The organism is Enterobacter sp. HNDS-6, from assembly GCF_039850505.1.
In the GTDB taxonomy this organism is placed as follows: domain Bacteria; phylum Pseudomonadota; class Gammaproteobacteria; order Enterobacterales; family Enterobacteriaceae; genus Enterobacter; species Enterobacter kobei.
The window spans coordinates 2,658,285-2,685,188 of the sequence record NZ_CP156673.1; the positions used below are offsets into that span (position 1 = coordinate 2,658,285).

General features: G+C 55.0%; 22 protein-coding genes and 1 pseudogene. 16 read left to right on the top strand and 7 right to left on the bottom strand.

Annotated features, from left to right (window positions below):
• Positions 1-86: 86 nt before the first annotated feature.
• From dnaJ to nhaR, 3 genes are all read left to right on the top strand, one after another.
• Complete coding sequence (dnaJ, locus tag ABFI50_RS12470) at positions 87-1,232, top strand: molecular chaperone DnaJ (protein ID WP_014830600.1); 1,146 nt, start codon at positions 87-89, stop codon at positions 1,230-1,232.
• 172 nt (positions 1,233-1,404) lie between these two features.
• Entirely contained in the window at positions 1,405-2,580 is a 1,176-nt protein-coding gene (gene nhaA / locus ABFI50_RS12475; protein WP_023332057.1) for a Na+/H+ antiporter NhaA, read from the top strand.
• 57 nt (positions 2,581-2,637) lie between these two features.
• A complete protein-coding gene (nhaR, locus tag ABFI50_RS12480) occupies positions 2,638-3,537 on the top strand; it encodes a transcriptional activator NhaR (protein WP_014882493.1) in 900 nt (299 codons plus the stop codon).
• A 57-nt stretch (positions 3,538-3,594) separates the two neighbouring features.
• Here nhaR and rpsT read toward each other — a convergent pair whose 3' ends face one another.
• Positions 3,595-3,858, bottom strand: a complete 264-nt coding sequence (gene rpsT, locus ABFI50_RS12485) for a 30S ribosomal protein S20 (protein WP_003856458.1) — start codon at positions 3,856-3,858, stop codon at positions 3,595-3,597.
• A gap of 152 nt (positions 3,859-4,010) precedes the next feature.
• On the opposite strand from rpsT, the pseudogene ABFI50_RS12490 reads away from it, so the two are divergent.
• The 10 genes and pseudogenes from ABFI50_RS12490 (at position 4,011) to ABFI50_RS12535 (ending at position 16,239) form a co-directional block, all read left to right on the top strand.
• A pseudogene (locus ABFI50_RS12490) lies at positions 4,011-4,178 on the top strand (DUF2575 domain-containing protein).
• A gap of 7 nt (positions 4,179-4,185) precedes the next feature.
• Positions 4,186-5,112 (top strand): bifunctional riboflavin kinase/FAD synthetase, encoded by a 927-nt coding sequence (gene ribF, locus ABFI50_RS12495; RefSeq protein WP_014882494.1) that lies wholly within the window; start codon positions 4,186-4,188, stop codon positions 5,110-5,112.
• Positions 5,113-5,157: 45 nt separating this feature from the next.
• On the top strand, positions 5,158-7,974 hold the full coding sequence (gene ileS / locus ABFI50_RS12500) for an isoleucine--tRNA ligase (protein WP_347484162.1): 2,817 nt from the start codon (positions 5,158-5,160) through the stop codon (positions 7,972-7,974).
• Positions 7,974-8,474, top strand: a complete 501-nt coding sequence (gene lspA, locus ABFI50_RS12505; protein WP_008502034.1) for a signal peptidase II — start codon at positions 7,974-7,976, stop codon at positions 8,472-8,474. Before ileS ends, lspA begins: the two co-directional genes overlap by 1 nt.
• Positions 8,475-8,591: 117 nt before the next feature.
• Positions 8,592-9,041, top strand: a complete 450-nt coding sequence (gene fkpB, locus ABFI50_RS12510; RefSeq protein WP_003856450.1) for an FKBP-type peptidyl-prolyl cis-trans isomerase — start codon at positions 8,592-8,594, stop codon at positions 9,039-9,041.
• Position 9,042: 1 nt separating this feature from the next.
• A complete protein-coding gene (gene ispH, locus ABFI50_RS12515) occupies positions 9,043-9,993 on the top strand; it encodes a 4-hydroxy-3-methylbut-2-enyl diphosphate reductase (RefSeq protein ID WP_014882496.1) in 951 nt (316 codons plus the stop codon).
• Between the two features lie 205 nt (positions 9,994-10,198).
• Positions 10,199-11,020, top strand: coding sequence for a 4-hydroxy-tetrahydrodipicolinate reductase (gene dapB / locus ABFI50_RS12520; protein WP_023332060.1), 822 nt, complete (start codon positions 10,199-10,201; stop codon positions 11,018-11,020).
• A gap of 454 nt (positions 11,021-11,474) precedes the next feature.
• Entirely contained in the window at positions 11,475-12,623 is a 1,149-nt protein-coding gene (carA, locus tag ABFI50_RS12525; RefSeq protein ID WP_347484165.1) for a glutamine-hydrolyzing carbamoyl-phosphate synthase small subunit, read from the top strand.
• 18 nt (positions 12,624-12,641) lie between these two features.
• Positions 12,642-15,866, top strand: a complete 3,225-nt coding sequence (gene carB / locus ABFI50_RS12530; protein WP_014882499.1) for a carbamoyl-phosphate synthase large subunit — start codon at positions 12,642-12,644, stop codon at positions 15,864-15,866.
• Positions 15,867-16,005: 139 nt separating this feature from the next.
• The gene (locus tag ABFI50_RS12535) at positions 16,006-16,239 is read left to right on the top strand and encodes a YgdI/YgdR family lipoprotein (RefSeq protein ID WP_014882500.1); all 234 of its coding nucleotides are present in this window, start codon (positions 16,006-16,008) and stop codon (positions 16,237-16,239) included.
• 46 nt (positions 16,240-16,285) lie between these two features.
• Here the strand turns inward: ABFI50_RS12535 and ABFI50_RS12540 are convergent, their stop codons facing one another.
• Entirely contained in the window at positions 16,286-19,186 is a 2,901-nt protein-coding gene (locus ABFI50_RS12540) for an autotransporter outer membrane beta-barrel domain-containing protein (RefSeq protein WP_347484168.1), read from the bottom strand.
• Positions 19,187-19,562: 376 nt separating this feature from the next.
• Between ABFI50_RS12540 and kefF the strand changes: the two genes are divergently transcribed.
• The 3 genes from kefF to folA all read left to right on the top strand — a co-directional run bounded on the left by kefF (position 19,563) and on the right by folA (position 22,545).
• A complete protein-coding gene (gene kefF, locus ABFI50_RS12545) occupies positions 19,563-20,093 on the top strand; it encodes a glutathione-regulated potassium-efflux system oxidoreductase KefF (RefSeq protein ID WP_347484170.1) in 531 nt (176 codons plus the stop codon).
• Positions 20,086-21,951 carry a glutathione-regulated potassium-efflux system protein KefC gene (gene kefC / locus ABFI50_RS12550; RefSeq protein ID WP_032637522.1) on the top strand — a complete coding sequence of 622 codons (1,866 nt, stop codon included), beginning with the start codon at positions 20,086-20,088 and terminating at the stop codon, positions 21,949-21,951. Before kefF ends, kefC begins: the two co-directional genes overlap by 8 nt.
• Before the next feature lie 114 nt (positions 21,952-22,065).
• Positions 22,066-22,545, top strand: coding sequence for a type 3 dihydrofolate reductase (gene folA, locus ABFI50_RS12555; protein WP_006173915.1), 480 nt, complete (start codon positions 22,066-22,068; stop codon positions 22,543-22,545).
• 34 nt (positions 22,546-22,579) lie between these two features.
• Here the strand turns inward: folA and apaH are convergent, their stop codons facing one another.
• From apaH to surA, 5 genes are read right to left on the bottom strand one after another with little or no spacing between them, the layout of a single operon-like run.
• Positions 22,580-23,428 carry a bis(5'-nucleosyl)-tetraphosphatase (symmetrical) ApaH gene (gene apaH, locus ABFI50_RS12560; protein WP_014882504.1) on the bottom strand — a complete coding sequence of 283 codons (849 nt, stop codon included), beginning with the start codon at positions 23,426-23,428 and terminating at the stop codon, positions 22,580-22,582.
• Positions 23,429-23,432: 4 nt separating this feature from the next.
• Entirely contained in the window at positions 23,433-23,810 is a 378-nt protein-coding gene (gene apaG, locus ABFI50_RS12565) for a Co2+/Mg2+ efflux protein ApaG (protein WP_014882505.1), read from the bottom strand.
• A gap of 3 nt (positions 23,811-23,813) precedes the next feature.
• Positions 23,814-24,635: a 16S rRNA (adenine(1518)-N(6)/adenine(1519)-N(6))-dimethyltransferase RsmA gene (rsmA, locus tag ABFI50_RS12570; RefSeq protein WP_008502020.1), complete on the bottom strand. Its 822-nt coding sequence runs from the start codon at positions 24,633-24,635 to the stop codon at positions 23,814-23,816.
• A complete protein-coding gene (gene pdxA, locus ABFI50_RS12575; RefSeq protein WP_088126447.1) occupies positions 24,632-25,618 on the bottom strand; it encodes a 4-hydroxythreonine-4-phosphate dehydrogenase PdxA in 987 nt (328 codons plus the stop codon). Before pdxA ends, rsmA begins: the two co-directional genes overlap by 4 nt.
• Positions 25,618-26,904, bottom strand: a complete 1,287-nt coding sequence (gene surA, locus ABFI50_RS12580; protein WP_014882507.1) for a peptidylprolyl isomerase SurA — start codon at positions 26,902-26,904, stop codon at positions 25,618-25,620. The genes pdxA and surA overlap by 1 nt, the downstream gene beginning before the upstream one ends.

The following is a 26,904-nucleotide window of genomic DNA, read 5'->3' on the forward strand; positions in this document are numbered from 1 at the left end:
CGCCCTGATGCAGGGTAATTAATCGGCACGGGCGTAGGAGAACTCTCCACGCCCGTGCTCGCATGTTAAGGGGCTTAAAAAAACCAATGGCAAAGCAAGACTATTACGAGATTTTAGGCGTTCCGAAAACTGCGGAAGAGCGTGAAATCAAAAAGGCGTATAAGCGCCTGGCCATGAAATTCCACCCGGACCGCAACCAGGGGGATAAAGAGGCTGAAGCAAAATTTAAAGAGATCAAAGAAGCCTACGAAGTCCTGACCGATGCACAAAAACGTGCGGCCTATGACCAGTACGGCCACGCAGCCTTTGAACAGGGCGGTATGGGCGGCGGCGGATTCGGTGGCGGCGGCTTTGGCGGCGGTGCTGATTTCAGCGACATCTTCGGCGACGTGTTCGGCGATATCTTTGGCGGCGGTCGTGGTCGTCAGCGCGCAGCGCGCGGCGCAGACCTGCGCTACAACATGGAGCTGACGCTGGAAGAGGCCGTTCGCGGTGTCACCAAAGAGATCCGTATCCCGACGCTGGAAGAGTGTGACGTGTGCCACGGCAGCGGCGCGAAAGCGGGTACCCAGCCGCAGACCTGTCCAACCTGTCACGGTTCCGGCCAGGTGCAGATGCGTCAGGGCTTCTTCGCAGTACAGCAGGCCTGTCCTCACTGTCATGGCCGCGGTACGCTGATTAAAGATCCGTGCACTAAATGCCACGGTCATGGTCGCGTTGAGAAAACCAAGACCCTGTCCGTCAAAATCCCGGCAGGCGTGGATACGGGCGACCGCATCCGTCTGGCAGGTGAAGGTGAAGCCGGTGAGCACGGCGCACCGGCAGGCGATCTGTACGTTCAGGTTCAGGTGAAGCAGCATGCCATCTTCGAGCGTGAAGGTAACAACCTGTACTGTGAAGTGCCGATCAACTTCGCCATGGCGGCGCTCGGTGGTGAAATTGAAGTGCCTACCCTGGATGGTCGCGTCAATCTGAAGATCCCGGGCGAAACCCAGACCGGTAAGCTGTTCCGCATGCGCGGTAAAGGCGTGAAGTCCGTTCGCGGCGGTGCTCAGGGCGACCTGCTGTGCCGTGTGGTTGTAGAAACCCCAGTGGGGCTGAACGACAAGCAGAAACAGCTACTGAAAGAGCTGCAGGAGAGCTTTGGCGGCCCAACGGGCGAGAAAAACAGTCCGCGCTCCAAAAGCTTCTTTGATGGCGTCAAAAAATTCTTCGACGACTTGACCCGCTAATCTGTTAGCCGGTTTTCAACGATATAAAGCCCGGAAGCGATTCCGGGCTTTTTTATTTTGGGGGATAGATCGGTAAAACTGAGTCTACACTCAATATTAATCTGTTTTTGCCGAGCTATTTGGCTTGGTATTATGGTTTTATCGAGGTATTGTTGTAAAAGAGAGAACTTAAATGAAATTACTACACCGTTTCTTTAGCAGTGAGGCGTCCGGTGGTGTGATCCTGATTATTGCCGCGGCAGCCGCAATGGTGCTGGCGAACCTGGGCATGACGCGCGATCTCTATCACGCATTTTTGGAAACACCCGTTGAGCTGAAGGTCGGGGCGCTGGAAATTAACAAGAACATGCTGCTGTGGATCAACGATGCGCTAATGGCGGTGTTCTTCCTGCTGGTGGGACTTGAGGTCAAACGGGAGCTGGTGTTGGGCTCCCTCGCCAGCCGTCAGCGCGCCGCCTTTCCGGTGATCGCCGCTATCGGCGGGATGGTCGTTCCCGCACTGCTGTTCCTTGCGTTTACCTGGCAGGATCCTGTTGCGCGTGACGGGTGGGCTATCCCGGCGGCAACGGATATCGCGTTTGCGCTCGGTGTCTTAGCCTTGCTCGGCAGCCGCGTGCCGATGGCGTTGAAAATCTTCCTGATGGCGCTGGCGATCATTGATGATCTGGGCGCGATCGTGATTATCGCGCTGTTTTATACCAGCGATCTGTCGATTCTGTCGCTGAGCGTGGCGGCAGGCGCAATTGCGGTCCTGGCGCTGCTGAACATTTTCAATGTCCGCCGCATCGGCATTTACATCCTCGTGGGGATGGTGCTCTGGACAGCGGTATTGAAATCCGGCGTGCATGCCACGCTGGCCGGGGTGATTGTTGGCTTCTTTGTGCCGCTAAAACCGCAGGAGGGTAAATCCCCTGCTAAACAGCTTGAGCACGTCCTGCACCCGTGGGTCGCCTTTATGATCCTGCCACTGTTTGCCTTTGCTAACGCTGGTGTTTCCCTGCAGGGCGTGACGCTGGATGGGCTGACGTCTGTCCTGCCGCTGGGCATTATTGCCGGGCTGTTTATTGGTAAACCGCTGGGGATCAGCCTGTTCTGCTGGCTGGCGCTGAAGATGAAGCTGGCATCGCTGCCGAACGGCACCACCTTTGGTCAGATTATGGCTGTCGGCGTGCTGTGTGGTATTGGATTTACCATGTCGATCTTTATCTCGACGCTGGCGTTTGGCGCAAATGCCCCTGAACTCATCGTCTGGGCGAAGCTCGGCATTCTTATCGGGTCATTACTGGCCGCGGTAATCGGTTATACCTTGTTGAAGGTGAAATTGCCCGGACAGGCTGTCCAGGCATAACGGAAACCGGGAGAAGATGAGCCTTCTCCCGTTACATACTCAGGGAGTGAAGACGCTATGTCTCATTTGAATTACAACCATCTTTACTACTTCTGGCACGTCTACAAGCAGGGCTCGGTGGTGGGGGCGGCAGAGGCGCTCTATCTCACGCCGCAGACCATTACCGGCCAAATCAAGGCGCTGGAAGAGCGCCTGCAGGGCAAGCTGTTCAAGCGTAAAGGCCGCGGGATTGAGCCAAGCGAACTTGGGGAACTGGTCTTTCGCTATGCGGACAAGATGTTCACCCTGAGCCAGGAGATGCTGGATATCGTCAACTATCGCAAAGAGTCTAACCTGCTCTTTGACGTCGGCGTGGCGGATGCGCTGTCCAAACGGCTGGTGAGCGGCGTGCTGGATGCCGCGGTGGTGGAAGATGAACAAATCCATCTGCGCTGCTTTGAATCCACCCACGAGATGCTGCTGGAACAGCTGAGCCAGCATAAGCTGGATATGATTATCTCGGACTGCCCCATCGACTCCACGCAGCAGGAAGGGCTGTTCTCAGTGAAGATTGGCGAATGCGGTGTCAGCTTCTGGTGCATTAATCCACCGCCGGAAAAACCCTTCCCGGCCTGTCTGGAAGAGCGTCGCTTATTAGTGCCGGGAAGGCGGTCAATGCTCGGGCGTAAGCTGTTGAACTGGTTTAACTCGCAAGGGCTGAAGGTGGAGATCCTCGGTGAATTCGACGATGCGGCACTGATGAAAGCCTTTGGCGAAGCGCACAATGCCATCTTCGTTGCGCCAACGCTGTACGTGCTCGATCTCTATTCAGACAACAAGATTACGGAGATTGGCAGAGTGGATAACGTGATGGAGGAGTATCACGCCATATTTGCCGAAAGAATGATTCAGCACCCGGCGGTGCAGCGAATCTGCAACCGTGACTACTCGGCGCTGTTTACGCCACCGGCAATCTGAAGACATAAAAAAACCCGCGTTAAGCGGGTTCTTTAAACAAGCAACAACAAGTAGCGATTAAGCCAGTTTGTTGATCTGCGCGGTCAGGTTTGCTTTATGACGCGCTGCTTTGTTTTTGTGGATCAGACCTTTAGCAGCCTGACGATCCACGATTGGTTGCATTTCGTTAAATGCGTTCTGCGCTGCAGCTTTGTCGCCAGCTTCGATTGCTGCGTATACTTTCTTGATGAAAGTACGCATCATAGAGCGACGGCTTGCGTTGTGCTTACGAGCCTTTTCAGACTGAACGGCACGTTTCTTAGCTGATTTGATATTAGCCAAGTCCAACTCCCAAATATGATCTATGTGGACAATTCAAAGGCCGAGGAATATGCCCTCTTTGCCTTCTTTTGTCAATGGATTTGTGCAAATAAGCGCCGTTAAAAAGCGACGCTACGTTACGTAGTGATGGCGCAGGATTCTACCAGCTTGTCTTGCGTGAATACAGCCTTTCGGCATAAAAATCGCAGTTCACGCGCAGATTTTTTCGCTGTGAAAGGTCAGCCTGATGAAATCATTACGGCTTTCTGTTTTGCGCGAACAATCGCCGGTTAACCTTAACCGCGGTACAAGGTATACTTTGGCGATTTTCACTGTTTTGAGCCAGACATGAAGCTGATACGCGGCATACATAATCTCAGCAGCGCACCACACGGGTGCGTGCTGACTATTGGTAATTTCGACGGCGTGCATCGTGGTCATCAGGCGCTGTTGCAGGGATTGCGTAAAGAGGGGGAGGCCCGTGGCCTGCCCGTGGTGGTGATGATTTTCGAACCGCAACCGCTGGAGCTGTTTGCGGGGGATAAATCGCCCGCCCGTCTCACTCGCCTGCGTGAGAAGCTGCGCTACCTGGCCGAGTCCGGCGTGGACTACGTGTTGTGCGTGCGTTTCGATCGTCGCTTTGCTGCACTGACAGCACAAAATTTCGTCAGCGACCTGCTGGTTAAGCGTCTTGGCGTACAGTTTCTCGCCGTGGGGGATGATTTCCGCTTTGGCGCTGGTCGGCAGGGCGATTTCTTGCTATTACAGAAGGCGGGCCTGGAGTACGGTTTTGACGTGACCAGCGCGATGACCTTCTGTGAAGGCGGCGTGCGCGTCAGCAGCACGGCGGTGCGTCAGGCGCTGGCGAATGATGAACTGGATACGGCAGAAACGCTGCTGGGGCATCCGTTTACCATCTCAGGCCGCGTCGTGCATGGCGACGCCCTGGGGCGCACGATAGGTTTCCCGACGGCGAATATCCCGCTGCGTCGTCAGGTTTCCCCGGTTAAAGGGGTCTATGCGGTGGAAGTGGCAGGACTGGGCGATAAGCCGTTTTACGGCGTTGCCAACATTGGCACGCGTCCCACTGTCGCCGGTGTACGTCAACAGTTAGAAGTGCACCTGCTGGACGTTGTAATGGACCTTTATGGTCGCCATATAGATGTAATACTGCGTAAAAAAATACGCAATGAGCAGCGATTTGCTTCACTGGATGAACTAAAAGCGCAGATTGCGCGTGATGAATTGACGGCCCGCGAGTTTTTTGGGCTATGAACCCGGCTTAAATGCCTACGTGATAAATACGGAACCGAGAATCTGATGAGTGACTATAAATCAACCCTGAATTTGCCGGAAACAGGGTTCCCGATGCGCGGCGATCTCGCCAAGCGCGAACCGGGAATGCTGGCGCGTTGGACCGATGATGACCTGTACGGCATCATTCGTGCAGCCAAAAAAGGCAAAAAAACCTTCATTCTGCATGATGGCCCTCCCTATGCGAATGGCAGCATTCATATTGGTCACTCTGTAAACAAGATTCTGAAAGACATTATCGTGAAGTCCAAAGGCCTCACAGGATATGACTCGCCTTACGTTCCGGGCTGGGACTGCCACGGTCTGCCAATCGAGCTGAAAGTGGAGCAAGAGTTTGGCAAGCCAGGTGAGAAGTTCACCGCCGCTGAGTTCCGCGCAAAATGCCGCGAATATGCTGCCACGCAGGTTGACGGCCAGCGTGCGGACTTTATCCGTCTGGGCGTATTGGGCGACTGGTCGCACCCGTACCTGACTATGGACTTCAAAACTGAAGCCAACATCATCCGTGCGCTGGGCAAAATCATCGGTAACGGCCACCTGCACAAAGGCGCGAAGCCGGTGCACTGGTGCGTGGACTGCCGTTCTGCGCTGGCAGAAGCCGAAGTAGAGTATTACGATAAAACCTCGCCTTCTATCGACGTGGCGTTCGACGCTGTCGATCAGGATGCGGTGAAAGCCAAATTTGGCGTCTCCTCCGTTAACGGCCCGGTCTCGCTGGTGATCTGGACCACCACGCCGTGGACGCTGCCAGCCAACCGTGCAATCTCCCTGTCCGGTGAGTTTGACTACGCGCTGGTGCAAATTGAGGGTCGCGCGGTTATCCTGGCGAAAGATCTGGTGGAGAGCGTGCTGAAACGCGCGAACATCACCGACTACACCGTGCTGGGTACCGTGAAAGGCGACGCGCTGGAACTGATGCGCTTCAAACACCCGCTCCTGGGCTTCGACGTTCCGGCCATCCTGGGCGACCACGTTACGCTGGAAGCCGGTACCGGTGCGGTACACACCGCCGGTGGTCACGGCCCTGACGACTACAACATCAGCCTGAAGTACGGTCTGGAAATCGCTAACCCGGTGGGGCCGGACGGCTCGTACCTGCCTGGTACTTATCCGGCTCTGGACGGTATCAACGTCTTTAAAGCCAACGACATCATCGTGGATATGCTGCGCACCAGCGGCGCGCTGCTGCACGTTGAGAAAATGCAGCACAGCTATCCATGCTGCTGGCGTCACAAGACGCCGATCATCTTCCGTGCAACCCCGCAGTGGTTCGTCAGCATGGATCAGAAAGGCCTGCGTGAGCAGTCTCTGAAAGAGATCAAAGGCGTGCAGTGGATCCCGGACTGGGGCCAGGCGCGTATCGAATCCATGGTCGCTAACCGTCCTGACTGGTGTATCTCTCGTCAGCGTACCTGGGGCGTGCCGATGTCTCTGTTCGTACATAAAGAGACGCAGGAACTGCACCCGAATACCCTCGAACTGATGGAAGAAGTGGCGAAGCGCGTCGAAGTTGACGGCATTCAGGCGTGGTGGGATCTCGATGCCCGCGACATCCTGGGCGCGGACGCGGACAACTACGAGAAAGTGCCAGATACCCTGGACGTGTGGTTCGACTCTGGTTCGACCCACGCCTCGGTGGTTGACGTGCGTCCAGAGTTTGCCGGTCACGCTGCCGACATGTATCTGGAAGGGTCTGACCAACACCGCGGCTGGTTCATGTCATCCCTGATGATCTCCACCGCCATGAAAGGTAAAGCACCTTATCGCCAGGTACTGACTCACGGCTTCACCGTGGATGGTCAGGGTCGTAAGATGTCTAAATCCATCGGTAACACCGTTTCTCCGCAGGATGTGATGAACAAGCTGGGCGCAGACATTCTGCGTCTCTGGGTGGCTTCTACCGACTACACCGGCGAAATGGCGGTGTCTGACGAGATCCTGAAGCGTGCTGCCGACAGCTATCGTCGTATCCGTAACACCGCGCGCTTCCTGCTGGCGAACCTGAACGGTTTTGATCCAGTGAAGGACATGGTGAAACCGGAAGAGATGGTCGTGCTGGACCGCTGGGCGGTAGGCTGTGCGAAAGCGGCGCAGGACGATATCCTGAAAGCCTATGAGTCTTATGATTTCCACGAAGTGGTGCAGCGCCTGATGCGCTTCTGCTCCATCGAAATGGGCTCGTTCTATCTCGACATCATCAAAGACCGCCAGTACACCGCGAAAGCGGACAGCGTGGCGCGTCGTAGCTGCCAGACCGCCCTGTTCCACATCGCTGAAGCGCTGGTTCGCTGGATGGCGCCGATCATGTCCTTCACCGCAGATGAAATCTGGGGCTACCTGCCAGGCGACCGTGAGAAATATGTCTTCACGGGCGAGTGGTACGAAGGTCTGTTCGATCTCTCCAGCACCGAAGCGATGAACGATGCCTTCTGGGACGAGCTGCTGAAAGTGCGTGGCGAAGTGAACAAGGTTATCGAACAGGCGCGTGCGGACAAGAAAGTCGGCGGCTCTCTGGAAGCGGCAGTCACCCTGTACGCCGAACCTGAGCTGGCGGCAAAACTGACCGCGCTGGGTGATGAATTACGATTTGTCCTGTTGACCTCCGGTGCGAAAGTTGCGGATTATGCCGAGGCCTCTGCTGATGCTCAGCAGAGCGAGCTGCTCAAAGGACTGAAAGTCGCGCTGAGCAAAGCCGACGGTGAGAAATGCCCGCGTTGCTGGCATTACACCACGGATGTCGGCCAGGTGGCGGAACACGCAGACATCTGCGGACGCTGTGTAAGCAACGTCGCCGGTGACGGCGAAAAACGTAAGTTTGCCTGATGAGTAAAACTCTCTGTTCAACAGGACTGCGCTGGCTGTGGCTGGTTGTGGTAGTGCTGATTATCGATCTGGGCAGCAAGTTCCTGATCCTCCAGAACTTTGCTCTGGGGGAGACGGTCCCGCTGTTCCCGTCGCTTAACCTGCACTACGCACGTAACTACGGTGCGGCGTTTAGCTTCCTTGCTGACAGCGGTGGCTGGCAGCGCTGGTTCTTCGCGGGTATCGCTTTAGGTATTTGCGTCATACTGGCAGTGCTGATGTACCGTTCGAAGGCAACGCAAAAGCTGAATAACATCGCCTACGCGCTGATCATTGGCGGCGCGCTGGGTAATCTGTTCGATCGCCTGTGGCACGGCTTTGTGGTCGATATGATCGACTTCTACGTCGGCGACTGGCACTTCGCAACCTTTAACCTCGCCGATAGCGCAATTTGCATCGGTGCGGCGTTAATCGTGCTGGAAGGTTTCTTGCCGAAACCGGCCGCGAAAGAGCAGGCGTAAGCATCAATGCCGGGTGGCGCTACGCTTACCCGGCCTACAGAATTTGTGGCCTCCCGTAGGCCCGGTAAGCGTAGCGCCACCGGGCAACAGGTGACCCAAAACAAGCGAGCAATTTGCATGTCTAAATCTGTACAGAGCAACAGCGCGGTTCTCGTCCACTTCACGCTGAAGCTGGATGATGGCTCCACGGCTGAATCCACCCGCAATAACGGCAAACCGGCCCTGTTCCGTCTTGGCGATACCTCCCTGTCTGAAGGTCTTGAGCAGCAGCTTCTTGGCCTGAAAGAGGGCGAGAAAAAAGCCTTTTCGCTGGAGCCAGATGCTGCGTTTGGTGTGCCAAGCCCGGATCTGATCCAGTACTTCTCGCGTCGCGAATTTATGGACGCGGGTGAGCCGGAAATTGGGGCGATTATGCTCTTTACCGCTATGGACGGCAGCGAAATGCCTGGCGTGATCCGCGAAATCAACGGTGACTCCATTACCGTTGATTTCAACCATCCGCTTGCCGGGCGTACCGTTCATTTTGATGTTGAAGTGCTGGAGATTGATCCAGCACTGGAGGCCTGAAATGCAGATCCTGTTGGCTAACCCGCGCGGCTTCTGCGCCGGTGTAGACCGCGCTATCAGCATTGTTGAAAACGCGCTGGAAATTTACGGCGCGCCGATTTATGTGCGTCACGAAGTGGTGCACAACCGCTACGTGGTCGACAGCCTGCGCGAGCGTGGTGCCATTTTCATCGAGCAGATTAGCGAAGTGCCGGACGGCGCGATCCTGATCTTCTCCGCGCACGGCGTCTCTCAGGCCGTCCGTAACGAAGCGAAAAGCCGCGATCTGACGGTCTTTGATGCCACCTGTCCGCTGGTGACGAAAGTGCATATGGAAGTGGCGCGCGCCAGCCGTCGTGGTGAAGAGTCGATTCTGATTGGCCACGCGGGTCATCCGGAAGTCGAAGGCACGATGGGCCAGTACAGTAACCCGGAAGGGGGCATGTATCTGGTGGAGTCGCCTGAAGATGTCCTGACGCTGAACGTCAAAAACGAAGCCCGTCTGTCGTTTATGACCCAGACGACGCTCTCCGTTGACGATACCTCTGATGTGATTGACGCACTGCGCCAGCGCTTCCCGAAGATCGTCGGGCCGCGTAAAGACGATATCTGCTACGCCACCACCAACCGTCAGGAAGCGGTGCGCGCGCTGGCTGAACAGGCGGATGTGGTGCTGGTGGTCGGCTCGAAAAACTCCTCTAACTCTAACCGTCTGGCCGAACTGGCACAGCGTATGGGTAAAGCGGCATTTCTGATCGACGACGCGACGGATATTCAGGAAGCGTGGGTGAAAAATGCGGCCTGCGTCGGCGTGACCGCAGGCGCTTCCGCGCCGGATATTCTGGTGCAGAACGTCATTGTCCGCCTGCAGGAACTCGGCGGCGGCGAAGCGGTTCCGCTCGAAGGACGCGAAGAGAACATTGTTTTCGAGGTCCCGAAAGAACTGCGTATCGATGCTCGCGAAGTGGAATAACCCCTTATCTGATGAAAGGCCAGCATCTCATGTGCTGGCCTTTTTTTTGCCCCGTACTTTATCGTGACGACAAAATCATGTCTTTTACTGATATTTAAGTCTGTTTCACGTTAAATTCTAATTATCGGTGTTTTCAGTTGGCAGCCTTTGCGAAGGCTGGTTAATCTGAAAACGATTTACATCATTTTAACGTAAGAGAATAACTATGCATGATGCACAGATCCGTGTCGCCATTGCGGGCGCGGGTGGACGTATGGGCCGTCAGCTGATTCAGGCGGCACTTCAGATGGATGGCGTGGCACTGGGCGCGGCGCTGGAGCGTGAAGGGTCATCACTGTTGGGAGCCGATGCAGGTGAACTGGCGGGCGCAGGAAAGACCGGCGTCACCGTACATAGCAGCCTGGAGGCGGTTAAGGATGACTTCGATGTATTTATCGATTTTACCCGCCCGGAAGGGACGCTGACGCATCTGGCGTTTTGCCGTCAGCACGGTAAGGGGATGGTGATCGGCACCACCGGTTTTGACGACGCAGGTAAGCAGGCCATCCAGGATGCATCGAAAGAAATTGCGATTGTCTTCGCGGCAAACTTTAGCGTGGGCGTTAACGTCATGCTGAAGCTACTGGAGAAGGCGGCGAAGGTGATGGGCAACTACACCGACATTGAGATTGTTGAAGCGCACCACCGCTACAAAGTTGATGCGCCGTCAGGCACGGCGCTGGCGATGGGCGAAGCGATTGCTCATGCACTCGATAAAGATTTAAAAGACTGCGCGGTCTATACCCGCGAAGGTCATACCGGCGAACGCGTACCGGGCACGATTGGTTTTGCTACCGTCCGTGCGGGTGACATCGTCGGCGAACATACGGCGATGTTCGCCGATATTGGCGAACGCGTCGAAATTACGCATAAAGCTTCCAGCCGAATGACGTTTGCCAATGGTGCAGTGCGTTCCGCTTTGTGGCTGAAAGGCAAGAAGAGCGGCCTTTTTGATATGCGAGATGTGCTTGATCTCAATAATCTGTAAGCATTATTACCCATCGTGATGTGGTTATTGCAGTCGTAATATATTGATTGCATAGGGCAATATTTTATTGCCCTTTTATTTTACCTAATTTGATGTGATTCTTGCTCTAAAGCTTAAAAATAAGCAGTTTTATCTCTTATTTTCGTTACTGGAATGTAAATTTTGACCATTTGGTCCACTTTTTGCTGCCTCGCCGAATAATTTTTCATTAAACCCTGCACGCAAGCGTTTTCTACAGTGATTTACCTGATCTTTTTGTCGCTTAAGTGGCTTTACTCTCGCCAGGCTTGCAAAAGGATAAACAAAATATCCGTTTTAAGTTGACTTTTAGCCTCCCAATCTCCAGAATGCCGCCGTTTGCCAAAAATCCGCTGGCAACACATTTGCATTGATTCATGACATGGTTATGCATTAATATGCAAATAAAGTGAGTGAATATTCTCTGGAGGGTGTTTTGATTAAGTCAGCGCTATTGGTTCTGGAAGACGGAACCCAGTTTATCGGTCGGGCCATAGGGGCAACGGGTTCGGCGGTTGGGGAAGTCGTTTTCAATACTTCAATGACCGGTTATCAAGAAATCCTCACTGATCCTTCCTATTCTCGCCAAATCGTTACTCTTACTTATCCTCATATCGGCAATGTCGGCACCAATGCGGCTGACGAAGAATCTTCTCAGGTACATGCGCAAGGCCTGGTCATTCGCGACCTGCCGCTGATTGCCAGCAACTTCCGCAGCACTGAAGATCTCTCGTCTTACCTGAAGCGCCATAACATCGTGGCGATTGCTGATATCGATACCCGTAAGTTAACGCGTCTGCTGCGCGAGAAGGGTGCACAGAACGGCTGCATCATCGCGGGTGATAACCTCGATGCCACGCTGGCGCTGGAAAAAGCGAAAGCCTTCCCGGGTCTGAACGGCATGGACCTGGCGAAAGAAGTGACTACCGCTGAAGACTATAGCTGGACGCAGGGTAGCTGGACGCTGGAAGGCGACCTGCCGGAAGCGAAAAAAGAGAGCGAGCTGCCGTTCCACGTGGTGGCCTATGATTTCGGCGCCAAGCGCAACATCCTTCGCATGCTGGTTGACCGCGGCTGCCGTCTGACGGTGGTTCCGGCGAAAACCTCTGCCGAAGACGTACTGAAGATGAACCCGGATGGCATCTTCCTTTCTAACGGTCCTGGCGATCCGGCACCGTGCGACTACGCTATCGACGCCATCAAATCCTTCCTGGAAACCGACATCCCGGTATTCGGCATCTGCCTCGGCCATCAGCTGCTGGCGCTGGCGAGCGGTGCGAACACCATCAAAATGAAGTTCGGCCACCACGGTGGTAACCACCCGGTGAAAGATATTGATAACAACACGGTGATGATCACCGCGCAGAACCACGGTTTTGCCGTCGATGAAACGTCAATGCCGGCTAACCTGCGCGTGACGCATAAATCACTGTTCGATGGCACCCTGCAAGGGATTCATCGTACCGATAAGCCAGCGTTCAGCTTCCAGGGCCACCCGGAAGCCAGCCCGGGCCCGCACGACGCCGCGCCGCTGTTCGATCACTTCATCGAACTTATCGAGCAATACCGTAAGACCGCTAAATAATCAGGAGCCGAGAAGACCATGCCAAAACGTACAGACATAAAAAGCATCCTGATCCTTGGCGCTGGCCCGATTGTTATCGGCCAGGCCTGTGAATTTGACTACTCCGGTGCGCAGGCATGTAAAGCCCTGCGTGAAGAGGGTTACCGCGTTATCCTGGTCAACTCCAACCCGGCGACCATCATGACCGACCCGGAAATGGCGGATGCAACCTACATCGAGCCGATTCACTGGGAAGTGGTACGCAAAATCATTGAGAAAGAGCGTCCGGATGCTGTGCTGCCAACCATGGGTGGCCAGACGGCGCTAAACTGTGCGCTCGAGCTGGAGCGTCAGGGCGTGCTGGCCGAGTTCGGCGTGACCATGATTGGCGCGACCGCCGATGCGATTGATAAAGCAGAAGACCGTCGTCGCTTCGACGTGGCGATGAAGAAAATCGGCCTCGACACCGCGCGTTCCGGTATTGCTCACAATATGGAAGAGGCGCTGGCCGTTGCGGCTGAAGTGGGATATCCGTGCATCATCCGTCCATCCTTCACCATGGGGGGGACCGGCGGCGGTATCGCCTACAACCGCGAAGAGTTCGAAGAGATTTGCGAACGCGGTCTGGATCTCTCGCCAACCAAAGAGCTGCTGATTGATGAATCGCTGATTGGCTGGAAAGAGTACGAGATGGAAGTGGTGCGTGATAAAAACGACAACTGCATCATCGTCTGCTCCATCGAAAACTTCGATGCGATGGGTATCCACACCGGCGACTCCATCACCGTTGCGCCAGCCCAGACGCTGACCGACAAAGAGTACCAAATCATGCGTAACGCCTCGATGGCGGTGCTGCGTGAAATCGGCGTGGAAACCGGCGGCTCAAACGTGCAGTTCTCGGTGAACCCGAAAACGGGGCGTCTGATTGTTATCGAAATGAACCCGCGCGTGTCCCGTTCCTCCGCGCTGGCCTCCAAAGCGACCGGCTTCCCGATTGCGAAAGTGGCGGCGAAACTGGCGGTGGGTTACACCCTCGATGAGCTGATGAACGATATCACCGGTGGCCGCACGCCAGCCTCCTTCGAACCGTCCATCGACTACGTTGTGACCAAAATTCCACGCTTCAACTTCGAGAAATTCGCCGGTGCGAACGACCGCCTGACCACCCAGATGAAATCTGTCGGTGAAGTGATGGCGATTGGCCGCACGCAGCAGGAATCCCTGCAGAAAGCGTTGCGCGGTCTGGAAGTGGGTGCAACCGGCTTTGACCCTAAAGTCAGCCTGGACGACCCGGAAGCACTGACCAAAATTCGCCGCGAACTGAAAGATGCGGGTGCAGAGCGTATCTGGTACATCGCCGATGCCTTCCGTGCTGGCCTGTCCGTCGACGGCGTATTCAACCTGACCAACATTGACCGCTGGTTCCTGGTGCAGATTGAAGAGCTGGTGCGTCTGGAAGAGAAAGTGGCAGAGCTGGGCATCAACGGCCTGGACGCAGACTTCCTGCGTATGCTGAAGCGTAAAGGCTTCGCCGATGCGCGTCTGGCCAAGCTGGCGGGCGTACGTGAAGCGGAAATCCGCAAGCTGCGTGACCAGTATGACCTGCACCCGGTTTACAAGCGCGTGGACACCTGTGCGGCGGAGTTCTCCACCGACACCGCGTACATGTACTCCACCTATGAAGACGAGTGTGAAGCGAACCCGTCCGTCGACCGCGACAAGATTATGGTGCTGGGCGGCGGTCCAAACCGTATCGGCCAGGGCATTGAGTTTGACTACTGCTGCGTACACGCCTCGCTGGCGCTGCGCGAAGACGGTTACGAGACCATCATGGTCAACTGTAACCCGGAAACGGTCTCAACCGACTACGACACCTCCGACCGCCTCTACTTCGAGCCGGTTACTCTGGAAGACGTGCTGGAAATCGTGCGCATTGAGAAGCCAAAAGGCGTTATCGTGCAGTACGGTGGCCAGACTCCGCTGAAGCTGGCACGTGCGCTGGAAGCCGCAGGCGTACCGGTTATCGGTACCAGCCCGGATGCCATTGACCGTGCGGAAGACCGCGAGCGTTTCCAGCAGGCGGTTGACCGTCTTAAGCTGAAACAGCCAGCCAACGCCACCGTCACCGCCATTGAGATGGCCGTTGAGAAGGCGAAAGAGATTGGCTATCCGCTGGTGGTGCGTCCTTCTTACGTCCTGGGCGGCCGCGCGATGGAAATCGTGTATGACGAAGCTGACCTGCGTCGCTACTTCCAGACGGCGGTGAGCGTTTCTAACGATGCGCCAGTGCTGCTCGACCGCTTCCTCGACGACGCGGTGGAAGTGGACGTTGACGCCATCTGCGACGGCGAAATGGTGCTGATTGGCGGCATCATGGAGCATATCGAGCAGGCGGGCGTGCACTCAGGTGACTCAGCCTGTTCTCTGCCAGCCTACACCCTGAGCCAGGAAATTCAGGATGTGATGCGTCAGCAGGTGCAGAAGCTGGCCTTCGAGCTGCAGGTTCGCGGCCTGATGAACGTCCAGTTCGCGGTGAAAGACAACGAAGTCTACCTGATTGAAGTGAACCCGCGTGCGGCACGTACCGTCCCGTTCGTCTCCAAAGCCACCGGTATTCCGCTGGCGAAAGTGGCGGCGCGCGTGATGGCAGGCCAGACGCTGGCGCAGCAGGGCGTGACCAAAGAGATCATTCCGCCGTACTACTCGGTGAAAGAAGTGGTGCTGCCGTTCAACAAATTCCCGGGCGTTGACCCGCTGTTAGGGCCAGAAATGCGCTCTACCGGGGAAGTGATGGGCGTGGGCCGCACCTTCGCTGAAGCGTTCGCGAAAGCGCAGCTCGGCAGTAGCTCCACCATGAGAAAATCAGGTCGTGCGCTGCTCTCCGTTCGCGAAGGCGATAAAGAGCGTGTGGTTGACCTGGCGGCCAAGCTGCTGAAACAGGGCTTCGAGCTGGATGCAACTCACGGTACGGCGATTGTGCTGGGTGAAGCCGGTATCAACCCGCGCCTGGTGAACAAGGTGCATGAAGGTCGTCCGCACATTCAGGACCGTATCAAGAATGGCGAATACACCTACATCATCAACACCACCGCAGGTCGTCAGGCGATTGAAGACTCCAAGCTGATTCGCCGCAGCGCGCTGCAGTACAAAGTGCACTATGACACTACCCTGAACGGCGGTTTCGCAACAGCTATGGCGCTGAATGCGGATGCCACCGAGAAGGTGATTTCAGTGCAGGAAATGCACGCGCAGATTAACAAGTAAGACAAAATGCCCGGTGCCATTCGGTTGCCGGGCATTCTTCCCCTCTTCAGAACCTTCTGGTTTTCCATCCGCTTTCAGTCAGTTAGCCTAAAATGGTTAGGTCGATAACGAAATTCATCTGAGAGCAGGGGAAAACACCATGCAAAATAAATTACTGATCGCTTCCGTTCTGGCTGCCACTGCACTGTTTACCGTAGCAGGCTGTTCGTCTAACCAGGCAGTCAAAACCACCGATGGCAAAACCATCGTGACTGACGGGAAACCGCAGGTAGATGATGACACCGGACTGGTGTCGTACAAAAACGCCGAAACCGGTCAAACGGAGCAGATTAACCGTGACCAGGTGAAATCCATGGGCGAGCTGGATAACTAAAAAAAAGCCGTGGCAAATGCCACGGCTTTTCGCTTTTGCTGGACGATTACCAGCGGTGGTTCAGCAGGATATGGCCGCCATAGGCAGCATAGCTGTTCTCACCCCATTCGCCGCTGGCGCGCAGCGAAAGCGTCGTGGTTTCGTTCAGGTTGCCGGTGACGCCCAGTTCTAACTGACCACGATCTTCCGGCGTATCGTTGCTCACGGTTTCATCATTAAACGCCAGATCGTTTTGGCCTGCCCCTTTCAGCCAGTTCACCGCAACGTACGGCTGCCAGGCTTTCACGTCCTTCTGCTCGAAGTAGCTGGACTTAACGCCCAGACGACCAAAGATGCCGTCGTTGTCCAGGGTCGTTACGCGTACGCCGTCGCGATCGGTATGATTTTCCTGATCGAGATAGCTGTAGATCACCTGCGCCTGCGGCTCGATCTTCCAGGTACGCGCGTTTTCTGACGGGATAACCCACGCGTGGCCAACTTCGACAGACGCAGCGAAGCCTTCGCTTTCGTAGTCTTCATCATTGCGGTTGCTGGTCACTTTATTGTTGTACCAGCTATAAGCGGCCCAGGTATCAATGTAGCTGCCCAGACGTAATTTCTGATCTTCCTGCCAGGTGGCATACACCCCAACATTGAAACCGTCCACCTTGCCTTGAGCATCACGCACGTTGTGCTTCGCATCCGAATGCGTCTTCGCCTGGCCAGCACCGAACATGCCACCGGCACGCAGGATCCCGTTGTCCATTGGCTTGCTCATGAAATCGCTGCCGACTTGCAGAACGGTCGTGGTGGTGTCGTAGCTGACTTTATCGCCGCCCGCGTCGTTCTCGTGATAACGCCCCTTAACGTACATCCAGGTGTTCAGATCGTCTTCATTGCGGAAGGTGATTTGATCGCGGTCGTCACGCTTGTGCAGGAACATACCCTGGGCAGCAAGGTAGTTGCCTAAGTAAGCGCCAACTTCAGGTGCCATAACTTCAGGGGCTGAGTTGCCACCGTTATCGCTATTACCGCCGTTATCCGTGTTGCCACCGTTATCGCTATTACCGCCGTTATCCGTGTTGCCATCGGTATCGGTATTGCCACCGTTGTCGGTATTGTCGCCGTTATCGGTATTGTCACCGTCGGTGTTTCCGCCGTCATCATTATCGTCTGCCGGCTCATCTGATGGCGTCGCCTTCGATTCCAGATACCAGTTGCCGTCGCCGTGCTGATACAGATTGTATTCATATGCCCCGGCAACAACCGGTGCAGCCAGCGTCAGTTGGGCTTCAGAACTGCCACCGACGCTCACAATTTCCATACCATTTACCGTTTGAGCGCCCAGACCGCCTATATTCTTAACGCTGACATCAGACTGACCGAAGCTGCTGCCCGTAATGGTGAGGTGGTCGGTTGGTGCGTTATCTTCGCCGAGGCTGCTGTTCATTACGATCTGGCTACCAGAAGAACCCGTGTAGTCGCCGTTTATTATGAAATTGTTGCCAACACTGTTATTGGCCGCGCCGAGTAGCAGCGTGCCACCGTTGGTAACGTTGCCGTTGACCGTATCGATACCTGAAACGCTCAGGGTCGTGTTACCCTGAATCGCATTCCATGCCGCCAGCGTACCGCCGGTCAGGATATCAATGTTGTTATTCACTTCACCTGCCGTGGCAAACGCTGCACCATTTTCAACGGTGACGGTGGCGTTACTGCCTTTCACGCCGAGCGTTGCACCACTGGCGATCAGCGTCGTACCGTTATGCAGAACGGTATTTCCCGTGTAGCTATTATTGCCGGAGAGCGTCAGGGTGTTTGAATCTGCTTTTTCGACATTACCGCTACCGGTAATGCCGGTGGCGAATGTGGAAGAACTGCCCTGATTAAAAATAACGGTGCCGTTGTTGGTCAGGCCACCGCTCAGCGTGGCGGTGTTCTTGCCATCACCAAGCTGGAGAGAGGCATCTTTTGCAACGAGGGTATTACCGGCATTCGCGACGGCACCTGACAGGACTAAATCACCGCTGTTGACCTGTAAAGAGTCATCTGCGCCGATAATGTCTATATTGCCTGACAGCGTCCACTTTTCACCATCCATTTTTACTGACGCAAAGCCATCCCCTTCCTTCAGTCCGATGAAATTGCTGTCTTCTGTGCCCGTACCAACCAGTGAAAGCGTGTTGCCTTTTGACGCGGTGGAGATGACATCTCCTTTGAGTGACGATCCTGTGTTCAGTACCAGCGTATTATTTTTCGTGCTGGCAAACATAATAGCTGTCGTATCGCCACTAATCGCGCCACTGTTTGTGATGTCCGCTTTCGACGTGTCCGTGACGTTGATACCGTACTGCGTTCCCTCTAAGGTGCCGGTATTAATAATTTTGGTATTACCATCGCTCAGGCTGATACCATCGCCGTTTGTACCCGTTATTTTTCCGCTATTATTTATTCCCACACCAATCTGAGAACTCAGGCCTGTGTTTCCTCTGATTATGCCTGTGTCAGTGTTAGCGATATTGACGGCTGAAGAGCTTTCACTGACGAACACGCCATTCTCTGTGCCTGTGATGTTTCCGTCATTGTTTAGATCGCCAAGCATTGACTGAACATTTACGGCATTGGCTGTTGTAGAGGAAATGGTTGCACCGCTTTCATTATGAATAATGACTCGCTGAGCCCCGGTATTAATATCTAATCCATTCCCTTTTCCGGAAATATTACCTTTGTTGGTCGTGGATGTGACATTGATGCCTGTGACCGATACGGCACTCTCGCTTCCTGCGGAGGAAATGGTGACATCTTTATTTATCACGTATTCTGCATCAGCGGAAAAATCCTGGGGTACTGAGGTTGACTGGCTAATAGTTCCAGCGAAGGCCACTACCGGTGTGAATATAAGTAAAGCAGGAAATATATTTCCCAGAGTTTTTGTGGTCTTGTTTAATTTGAATATTTTGTTGCGCATTTACACGTCCATTTGAAAAGAAGTGGCGCTAATTAATGACTTAAAATAGCGCTTCTGGGCTACTTAAAAGAATGATTCAACGATAAAAAGCGTAAAATTATTAATTTTTCAATGTGTTATGTATAGATCATTTTGCTAAAGAATAATTTTATATTTTCTTAATTGATCACTTGCCAATATGCTTTAGCGCTTAATTATTCATTTCAAATATCATCTGATAACAGTTATTTTTGTTGGTTTGAGGTCTGCTATACCCGCCAGGAAGTAGGGTTGCCAATAGTTGCGTTTTACCTTTGCGAGGTCTGTTGACCCTTTCACCGGGCGGGTTAACTGTCTACACTCACTGCTACAAGAAGAGAAGAAGACAGGTCATTTGATGATACTCATAATTTACGCGCACCCTTATCCGCAGCACTCGCATGCGAATAAGCGGATGCTTGAGCAGGTAAGGACGCTTGATAACGTAGAGATACGTTCCCTCTATCAACTTTATCCCGATTTTAATATCGATATCGCTGCTGAACAGGATGCGCTCTCCCGTGCCGATCTGATTATCTGGCAGCATCCAATGCAGTGGTACAGCACGCCTCCGCTCCTGAAACTGTGGATTGATAAAGTCTTCTCCCACGGTTGGGCGTATGGCCACAATGGCAATGCGCTAAAAGGGAAAAGCCTGATGTGGGCGGTGACCACTGGCGGAGGAGAAAGCCACTTTGATATTGGTTCTTTCCCGGGGTTTGACGTGCTGGCCCAGCCGCTACAGGCCACTGCACTCTATTGTGGTTTGAACTGGATCCCACCTTTTGCGATGCACTGCACGTTTGTCTGCGACGATGAAACGCTGCAGGTGCAGGCTCGCCATTACAAACAACGCTTACTTGAGTGGCAGGAGACGCACCATGGATAGCCATACGCTGATACAGGCGCTGATTTATCTCGGCGCGGCGGCGCTGATTGTGCCCGTGGCGGTACGCCTGGGGCTGGGCTCGGTTCTCGGCTACCTGATTGCGGGCTGCGTCATTGGGCCGTGGGGTTTTCGTCTGGTTACGGATGCAGAGGCGATTCTCCATTTCGCTGAAATCGGTGTTGTGCTGATGCTGTTTGTGATTGGTCTGGAGCTCGATCCGCAGCGCCTGTGGAAACTTCGCGCCTCGGTATTTGGCGGCGGGGCATTACAGATGGTGGCCTGCGGCTTGCTGCTGGGCGGGTTCTGCATCCTGCTGGGAATGGACTGGAAAGTGGCTGAGCTCATCGGCATGACGCTGGCGCTCTCCTCGACGGCCATTGCCATGCAGGCGATGAACGAGCGAAACCTGACGGTCTCCCAGATGGGGCGCAGTGCATTCTCGGTGCTGCTGTTCCAGGATATAGCGGCGATTCCGCTGGTGGCGATGATCCCGTTGCTGGCGGCAAGCGGCTCCTCCACGACGCTGGGCGCGTTCGCGCTGTCGGCACTGAAGGTTGTAGGGGCGCTGGCACTGGTGGTCCTGCTGGGCCGCTACGTGACCCGTCCGCTGCTGCGTTTCGTCGCCCGCTCGGGTCTGCGCGAAGTGTTCAGCGCCGTGGCACTGTTCCTGGTCTTTGGTTTTGGTTTGCTGCTGGAAGAAGCCGGGCTGTCGATGGCGATGGGGGCATTCCTTGCGGGCGTTCTGCTGGCAAGCTCTGAATACCGGCACGCGCTGGAAAGCGATATTGAGCCGTTCAAAGGGTTGCTGCTGGGACTGTTTTTCATCGGCGTGGGGATGTCCGTCGACTTTGGCACGCTGGTCACACACCCGCTGCGGATTATCATCCTGCTGGTCGGTTTCCTGGTCATTAAAATGGCAATGCTGTGGCTGATTGCGCGGCCATTAAATGTGCCGGGTAAACAGCGCAGCTGGTTTGCCGTACTGCTGGGGCAGGGGAGTGAATTTGCGTTCGTGGTCTTTGGCGCCGCGCAGATGGCAAACGTGCTGGATCCTGAGTGGGCAAAAGCGCTGACGCTGGCGGTCGCACTCTCGATGGCGGCAACGCCTGTTCTGCTGGTGGTGCTGACTCGCCTCGAAAAATCGGGTAGCGATCAGGAGCGCGAAGCCGATGAAATCGACGAGGAGCAGCCACGCGTGATCATCGCTGGTTTTGGTCGCTACGGACAGATCGTAGGGCGTTTGCTGCTGTCGAGTGGGGTGAAAATGGTCATCCTCGACCACGATCCCGACCATGTCGATACGCTGCGTAAATTTGATATGAAAGTGTTTTACGGTGATGCCACCCGTGTCGATCTGCTGGAATCCGCGGGGGCCGCAAAAGCGGAGGTGTTGATTAACGCCATTGACGATCCGGAGACCAGCATACAGATGGTGGAGCTGGTAAAAGAACATTTCCCGGCGCTGACGATCATTTCCCGCGCGCGCGATGTGGATCATTACATCCGACTACGTCAGGCAGGCGTTGAGGCACCCGAGCGTGAAACATTCGAAGGTGCGCTGAAATCCGGGCGTATGGCGCTCGAGAATCTGGGGCTCGGGGCGTATGAAGCGCGCGAACGTGCGGATCTGTTCCGCCGCTTTAACACCGGGATGGTGGAAGAGATGGCGGCTATGGCAGGCAGCACGGCCACGGAGCGGGCGGCGGTGTTTAAACGCACCAGTGCGATGCTGACGGAAATCATCAATGAGGACCGTAATCATCTGTCGCTGATCCAGCGTCATGGCTGGCAGGGCACGGAAGAGGGCAAGCATACCGGCGATCCGGCTGACGAGCCCGAGAGTAAACCTTCAGTGTGAAGTGGCGTTGCCAGCAATATTAAAAAATTTCTGTATCTTTACTCTGCCGCCAGTCGACGAAAGATTAAGCTTTCCGTATAGTGGCGGCAATTTTTTGCATCCGGGAAATTTTCAATGATCAGTCTGATTGCAGCGCTGGCGGTAGACCGCGTTATCGGTATGGAAAATGCCATGCCGTGGAACCTGCCTGCCGATCTCGCATGGTTTAAACGTACGACGTTAAACAAGCCGGTAGTGATGGGCCGCCTGACCTGGGAGTCGATTGGTCGTCCATTGCCGGGCCGTAAGAATATCGTTATCAGTAGCCAGCCGGGTACTGACGATCGCGTCGAATGGGTTAAGTCCGTAGATGAAGCGATTGCTGCCTGCGGTGATGCCGAAGAGATCATGGTGATCGGCGGTGGTCGTGTGTATGAGCAGTTCCTGCCTAAAGCGCAGAAGCTGTATCTGACCCACATTGATGCGGAAGTGGAAGGGGATACCCATTTCCCGGATTACGATCCGGACGAGTGGGAATCCGTATTCAGTGAATTCCACGACGCCGATGCGCAGAACTCCCACAGCTACTGCTTCGAGATTCTGGAACGTCGTTAAGTTTTTCCCCCTCACCCTGAGTGAGGGGGATTCATCAGGAGGCGACGGCCTCACTCTCCCCTGAGTCCTGCTGTCGGTTGGATGGCTGCACAAAGTAAGCTTTATCTTCCCAGCGTAAGCAGGTTAACTCGCCTCCCCAGCAGCAGCCGGTATCCAGACCGTAGATACCCTCTGGCATGCCTTTGCCCTCCAGTGCCGCCCAGTGACCAAACGCTATGCTATATTCGGTTGTTACCGGCCCCGGAATGGCAAACCACGGTTTGAGGGGGGCAGGTGCGCTTTCCGGCGTTTCCTTGGAATACATGTCCAGCTGCCCGTTCGGGAAGCAGAATCGCATGCGGGTGAACGCATTGGTGATAAAGCGCAGGCGGGCCAGACCGCTGAGCTCTTCGCTCCAGTGGTTCGGCATATCGCCGTACATGGCATCCAGGAAGAAGGGATACGAGTCGCTCGCCAGTACCGCTTCTACGTCACGCGCACAGGTTTTTGCCGTCTCAAGATCCCATTGCGGGGTGATCCCGGCATGGGCCATGACCAGTTTTTTATCCTCGTCGACCTGCAACAAGGGCTGACGGCGCAGCCAGTTAATCAGATCGTCCGCGTCTGGCGCTTCCAGCAGCGGAGTGAGGCGATCTTTAGGCTTGTTGCGGCTGATCCCGGCAAACACGGCCAGCAGATGGAGATCGTGATTGCCCAGCACCATGCGCACGCTATCGCCCAGCGATTTGACGAAACGTAAAACCTCAAGCGAGCCCGGGCCGCGCGCAACTAAATCGCCCGTCAGCCAGAGGGTGTCCTGTCCTGGCGTAAAGTCGACCTGTTTTAACAATGCGATCAGTTCATCGTAGCAACCGTGAACGTCGCCAATCAGATATGTAGACATTAGATTAATGAATGAGTGTGGTTACGGCGAGACGGAACACAGGAATAGCAACGCGGAACACATTGCCATCGACGTCGACCATTTCGTAATGGCCTTGCATGGTACCCAGCGGCGTTTCAATCACCGCACCGCTGGTGTACTGGTACTCTTCGCCAGGGGCGATGTGGGGCTGTTCGCCCACGACACCTTCACCCTGAACTTCAATTTCGCGGCCATTGCCGTTGGTGATAAGCCAGTAGCGCCCGCGCAGCTGCACGGGCATCCGCCCCAGATTGCGAATGGTCACGGTGTAAGCAAAGACAAAACGCTCTTCATCGGGTGAGGATTGCGATTCAACATAGACGCTTTGTACATGGACACATACGCGGGGCGAATCAATCATGGCTTAACTCTCCTTCGGCGGCGCATTTTCGCTGATGTAATTAGCCAGCTTGCAGTACTGCTCTACGGAAATGTTCTCCGCACGCATTGCCGGGTCGATCCCCAGCTCGGCTAACACCTCAACGGTAAATGAATTGCTCAGGCTGTTACGGATCGTTTTACGGCGCTGGTTAAAGGCTTCTGTGGTAATGCGGCTGAGGACACGCAGATCTTTAACCGGATAGGGTTTCGTTTTATGTGGCACAAGGCGCACAACCGCTGAATCCACTTTCGGTGGTGGTGTGAACGCTGACGGCGGCACTTCGAGTACCGGGATCACGTTACAGTAATATTGTGCCATCACGCTTAAACGACCATACGCTTTACTGTTCGGCCCTGCAACCAGACGGTTAACCACCTCTTTTTGCAACATGAAGTGCATATCGGCAATGGCATCAGTATAGCTAAACAGGTGGAACATGAGCGGCGTGGAGATGTTGTACGGCAGGTTGCCGAAGACGCGCAGCGGCTGACCCATTTTCTCCGACAGTTCGCCAAAGTTCATGGTCATGGCGTCCTGCTGATAAATGGTCAGCTTCGGTCCGAGGAACGGGTGCGTTTGCAGGCGTGCGGCAAGATCGCGGTCCAGTTCGATAACGGTCAGCTCGTCGAGGCGTTCGCCTACCGGCTCGGTCAGTGCAGCAAGGCCCGGACCGATTTCGACCATAGCCTGACCTTTTTGCGGATTAATAGCCGAAACAATGCTTTCGATCACGAACTGATCGTTGAGGAAGTTTTGCCCGAAGCGTTTTCGGGCTAAGTGGCCCTGATGGACTCGATTAGTCATTGAGTATTAACAATCATTTTGATGGCGAGATTAAGCGCCGTAATAAAACTGCCGACATCCGCTTTCCCCTGTCCTGCCAGATCCAGCGCAGTACCGTGGTCAACGGACGTTCGAATAAAGGGTAAACCGAGGGTGATATTCACCCCGCGGCCAAAGCCCTGGTATTTTAGCACGGGCAGGCCCTGATCGTGGTACATCGCGAGGACGGCGTCGGCATTATCCAGGTATTTCGGCTGAAAAAGCGTGTCCGCAGGGAGCGGCCCGCTAAGATTCATCCCTTTAGCGCGCATTTCTTCAAGCACCGGAATAATGGTGTCGATCTCTTCGGTGCCCATGTGTCCACCTTCTCCCGCATGCGGATTCAGGCCGCAAACCAGAACGTGTGGCTGTTTGATGCCAAATTTGGTTTGCAGGTCATGATGCAGGATCCCGATGATCTCCCGCAGCAGTGCCGGGGTGATGGCATCAGGAATGGCCTTAACGGGCAGATGGGTGGTCACGAGCGCAACGCGCATTGCCTCCGTCGCCAGCATCATCACTACTTTCGGGCTGTGCGAGCGCTCTTCAAAGAATTCCGTGTGCCCGGTAAAGGAGATACCCGCTTCGTTGATGACGCCCTTGTGCACGGGGCCGGTGATCAGGGCAGCAAATTCACCCTTCAGGCAACCGTCGCAGGCGCGCGCGAGGGTTTCCACGACGTAGTGGCCGTTTTCCGTGCTGAGCTGGCCTGGAATGACCGGTGTACGAAGAGGGACAGAAAGAACCGTGAGCGTACCGGCTTGCTGTGGTGCTGGCTGTTGACCTTCAACGTAAGGAATAAGCGTTAAAGGCAGACCGAGCAGCTTCGCCCGGTCTTGTAACAGTGTTGCATCTGCGCAGACAACCAGTTCCACCGGCCAGCTTCGCTGGGCGAGCTGGACAACGAGGTCTGGCCCAATCCCGGCGGGTTCGCCGGGGGTGATCACAACACGATGCGGTTTCATTAGTTACTCAGAACTTTCACGTAAGCACTGGCGCGTTGTTCCTGCATCCAGGTTGCCGCTTCTTCAGAGAACTTACGGTTAAACAGCATACGGTAAGCGCGGTCTTTCTGCGCCGCATCCGTTTTATCCACGTTACGGGTGTCCATCAGCTCGATCAGATGCCAGCCAAATGAAGAGTGTACCGGAGCACTGATCTGGCCTTTGTTCAGCTTCATCAGCGCATCGCGGAAGGCAGGATCGTAAATATCTGCTGCCGCCCAGCCCAGATCGCCGCCCTGATTAGCAGAGCCTGGATCCTGAGAGAACTCCTTCGCGGCATTGGCAAACGAGGTTTTACCGCTCTTAATGTCTGCCGCAATCTGCTCCAGCTTCGCACGTGCCTGATCGTCAGTCATGATCGGTGACGGTTTGAGCAGAATATGGCGAGCGTGAACTTCAGTCACGGAAATGTTCTGGCTCTGACCACGCAGATCGTTCACTTTCAGAATGTGGAAGCCCACACCGGAACGGATTGGACCCACGATATCGCCTTTCTTCGCCGTACTCAGCGCCTGGGCAAAGATGGATGGCAGCTCCTGAATACGTCCCCAGCCCATCTGGCCGCCTTTCAGCGCCTGTTGGTCAGCGGAGTAGGTGATAGCCAGCTTGCCAAAGTCGCCGCCGTTACGCGCCTGTTCGACAATAGAACGTGCCTGACTTTCTGCTTCCGCAGCCTGATCGGAGGTTGGGTTCTCTGGCAGTGGGATCAGAATGTGGCTCAGGTTCAGCTCTGTGCTCGCATCGTTCTGGTTACCCACCTGTTTTGCCAGCGCGTCCACTTCCTGCGGCAGGATCGTGACGCGACGACGGACTTCATTGTTACGCACTTCCGAAATCAGCATCTCTTTACGGATCTGGTTGCGGTAGGTGGCGTAGCTGATGCCGTCATAGGCCAGACGACTGCGCATCTGATCCAGAGACATGTTGTTTTGCTTTGCGATGTTAGCGATGGCCTGATCGAGTTGCTCGTCAGTCACCTTCACGCCCATTTTCTGACCCATCTGCAGTACGATCTGATCCATGATCAGTCGTTCCAGGATCTGATGGCGCAGCGTGGCGTCATCCGGAAGTTGCTGACCTGCTTCGCCCGAATTGAGCTTCACAGATTTCATCAGACCGTCAACGTCACTTTCGAGCACGACGCCGTTGTTAACAACAGCGGCGACCTTATCAACAACCTGGGGGGCCGCGAAGCTGGTATTCGCAACCATAGCGACACCGAGCAGCAGCGTTTTCCAGTTCTTCAT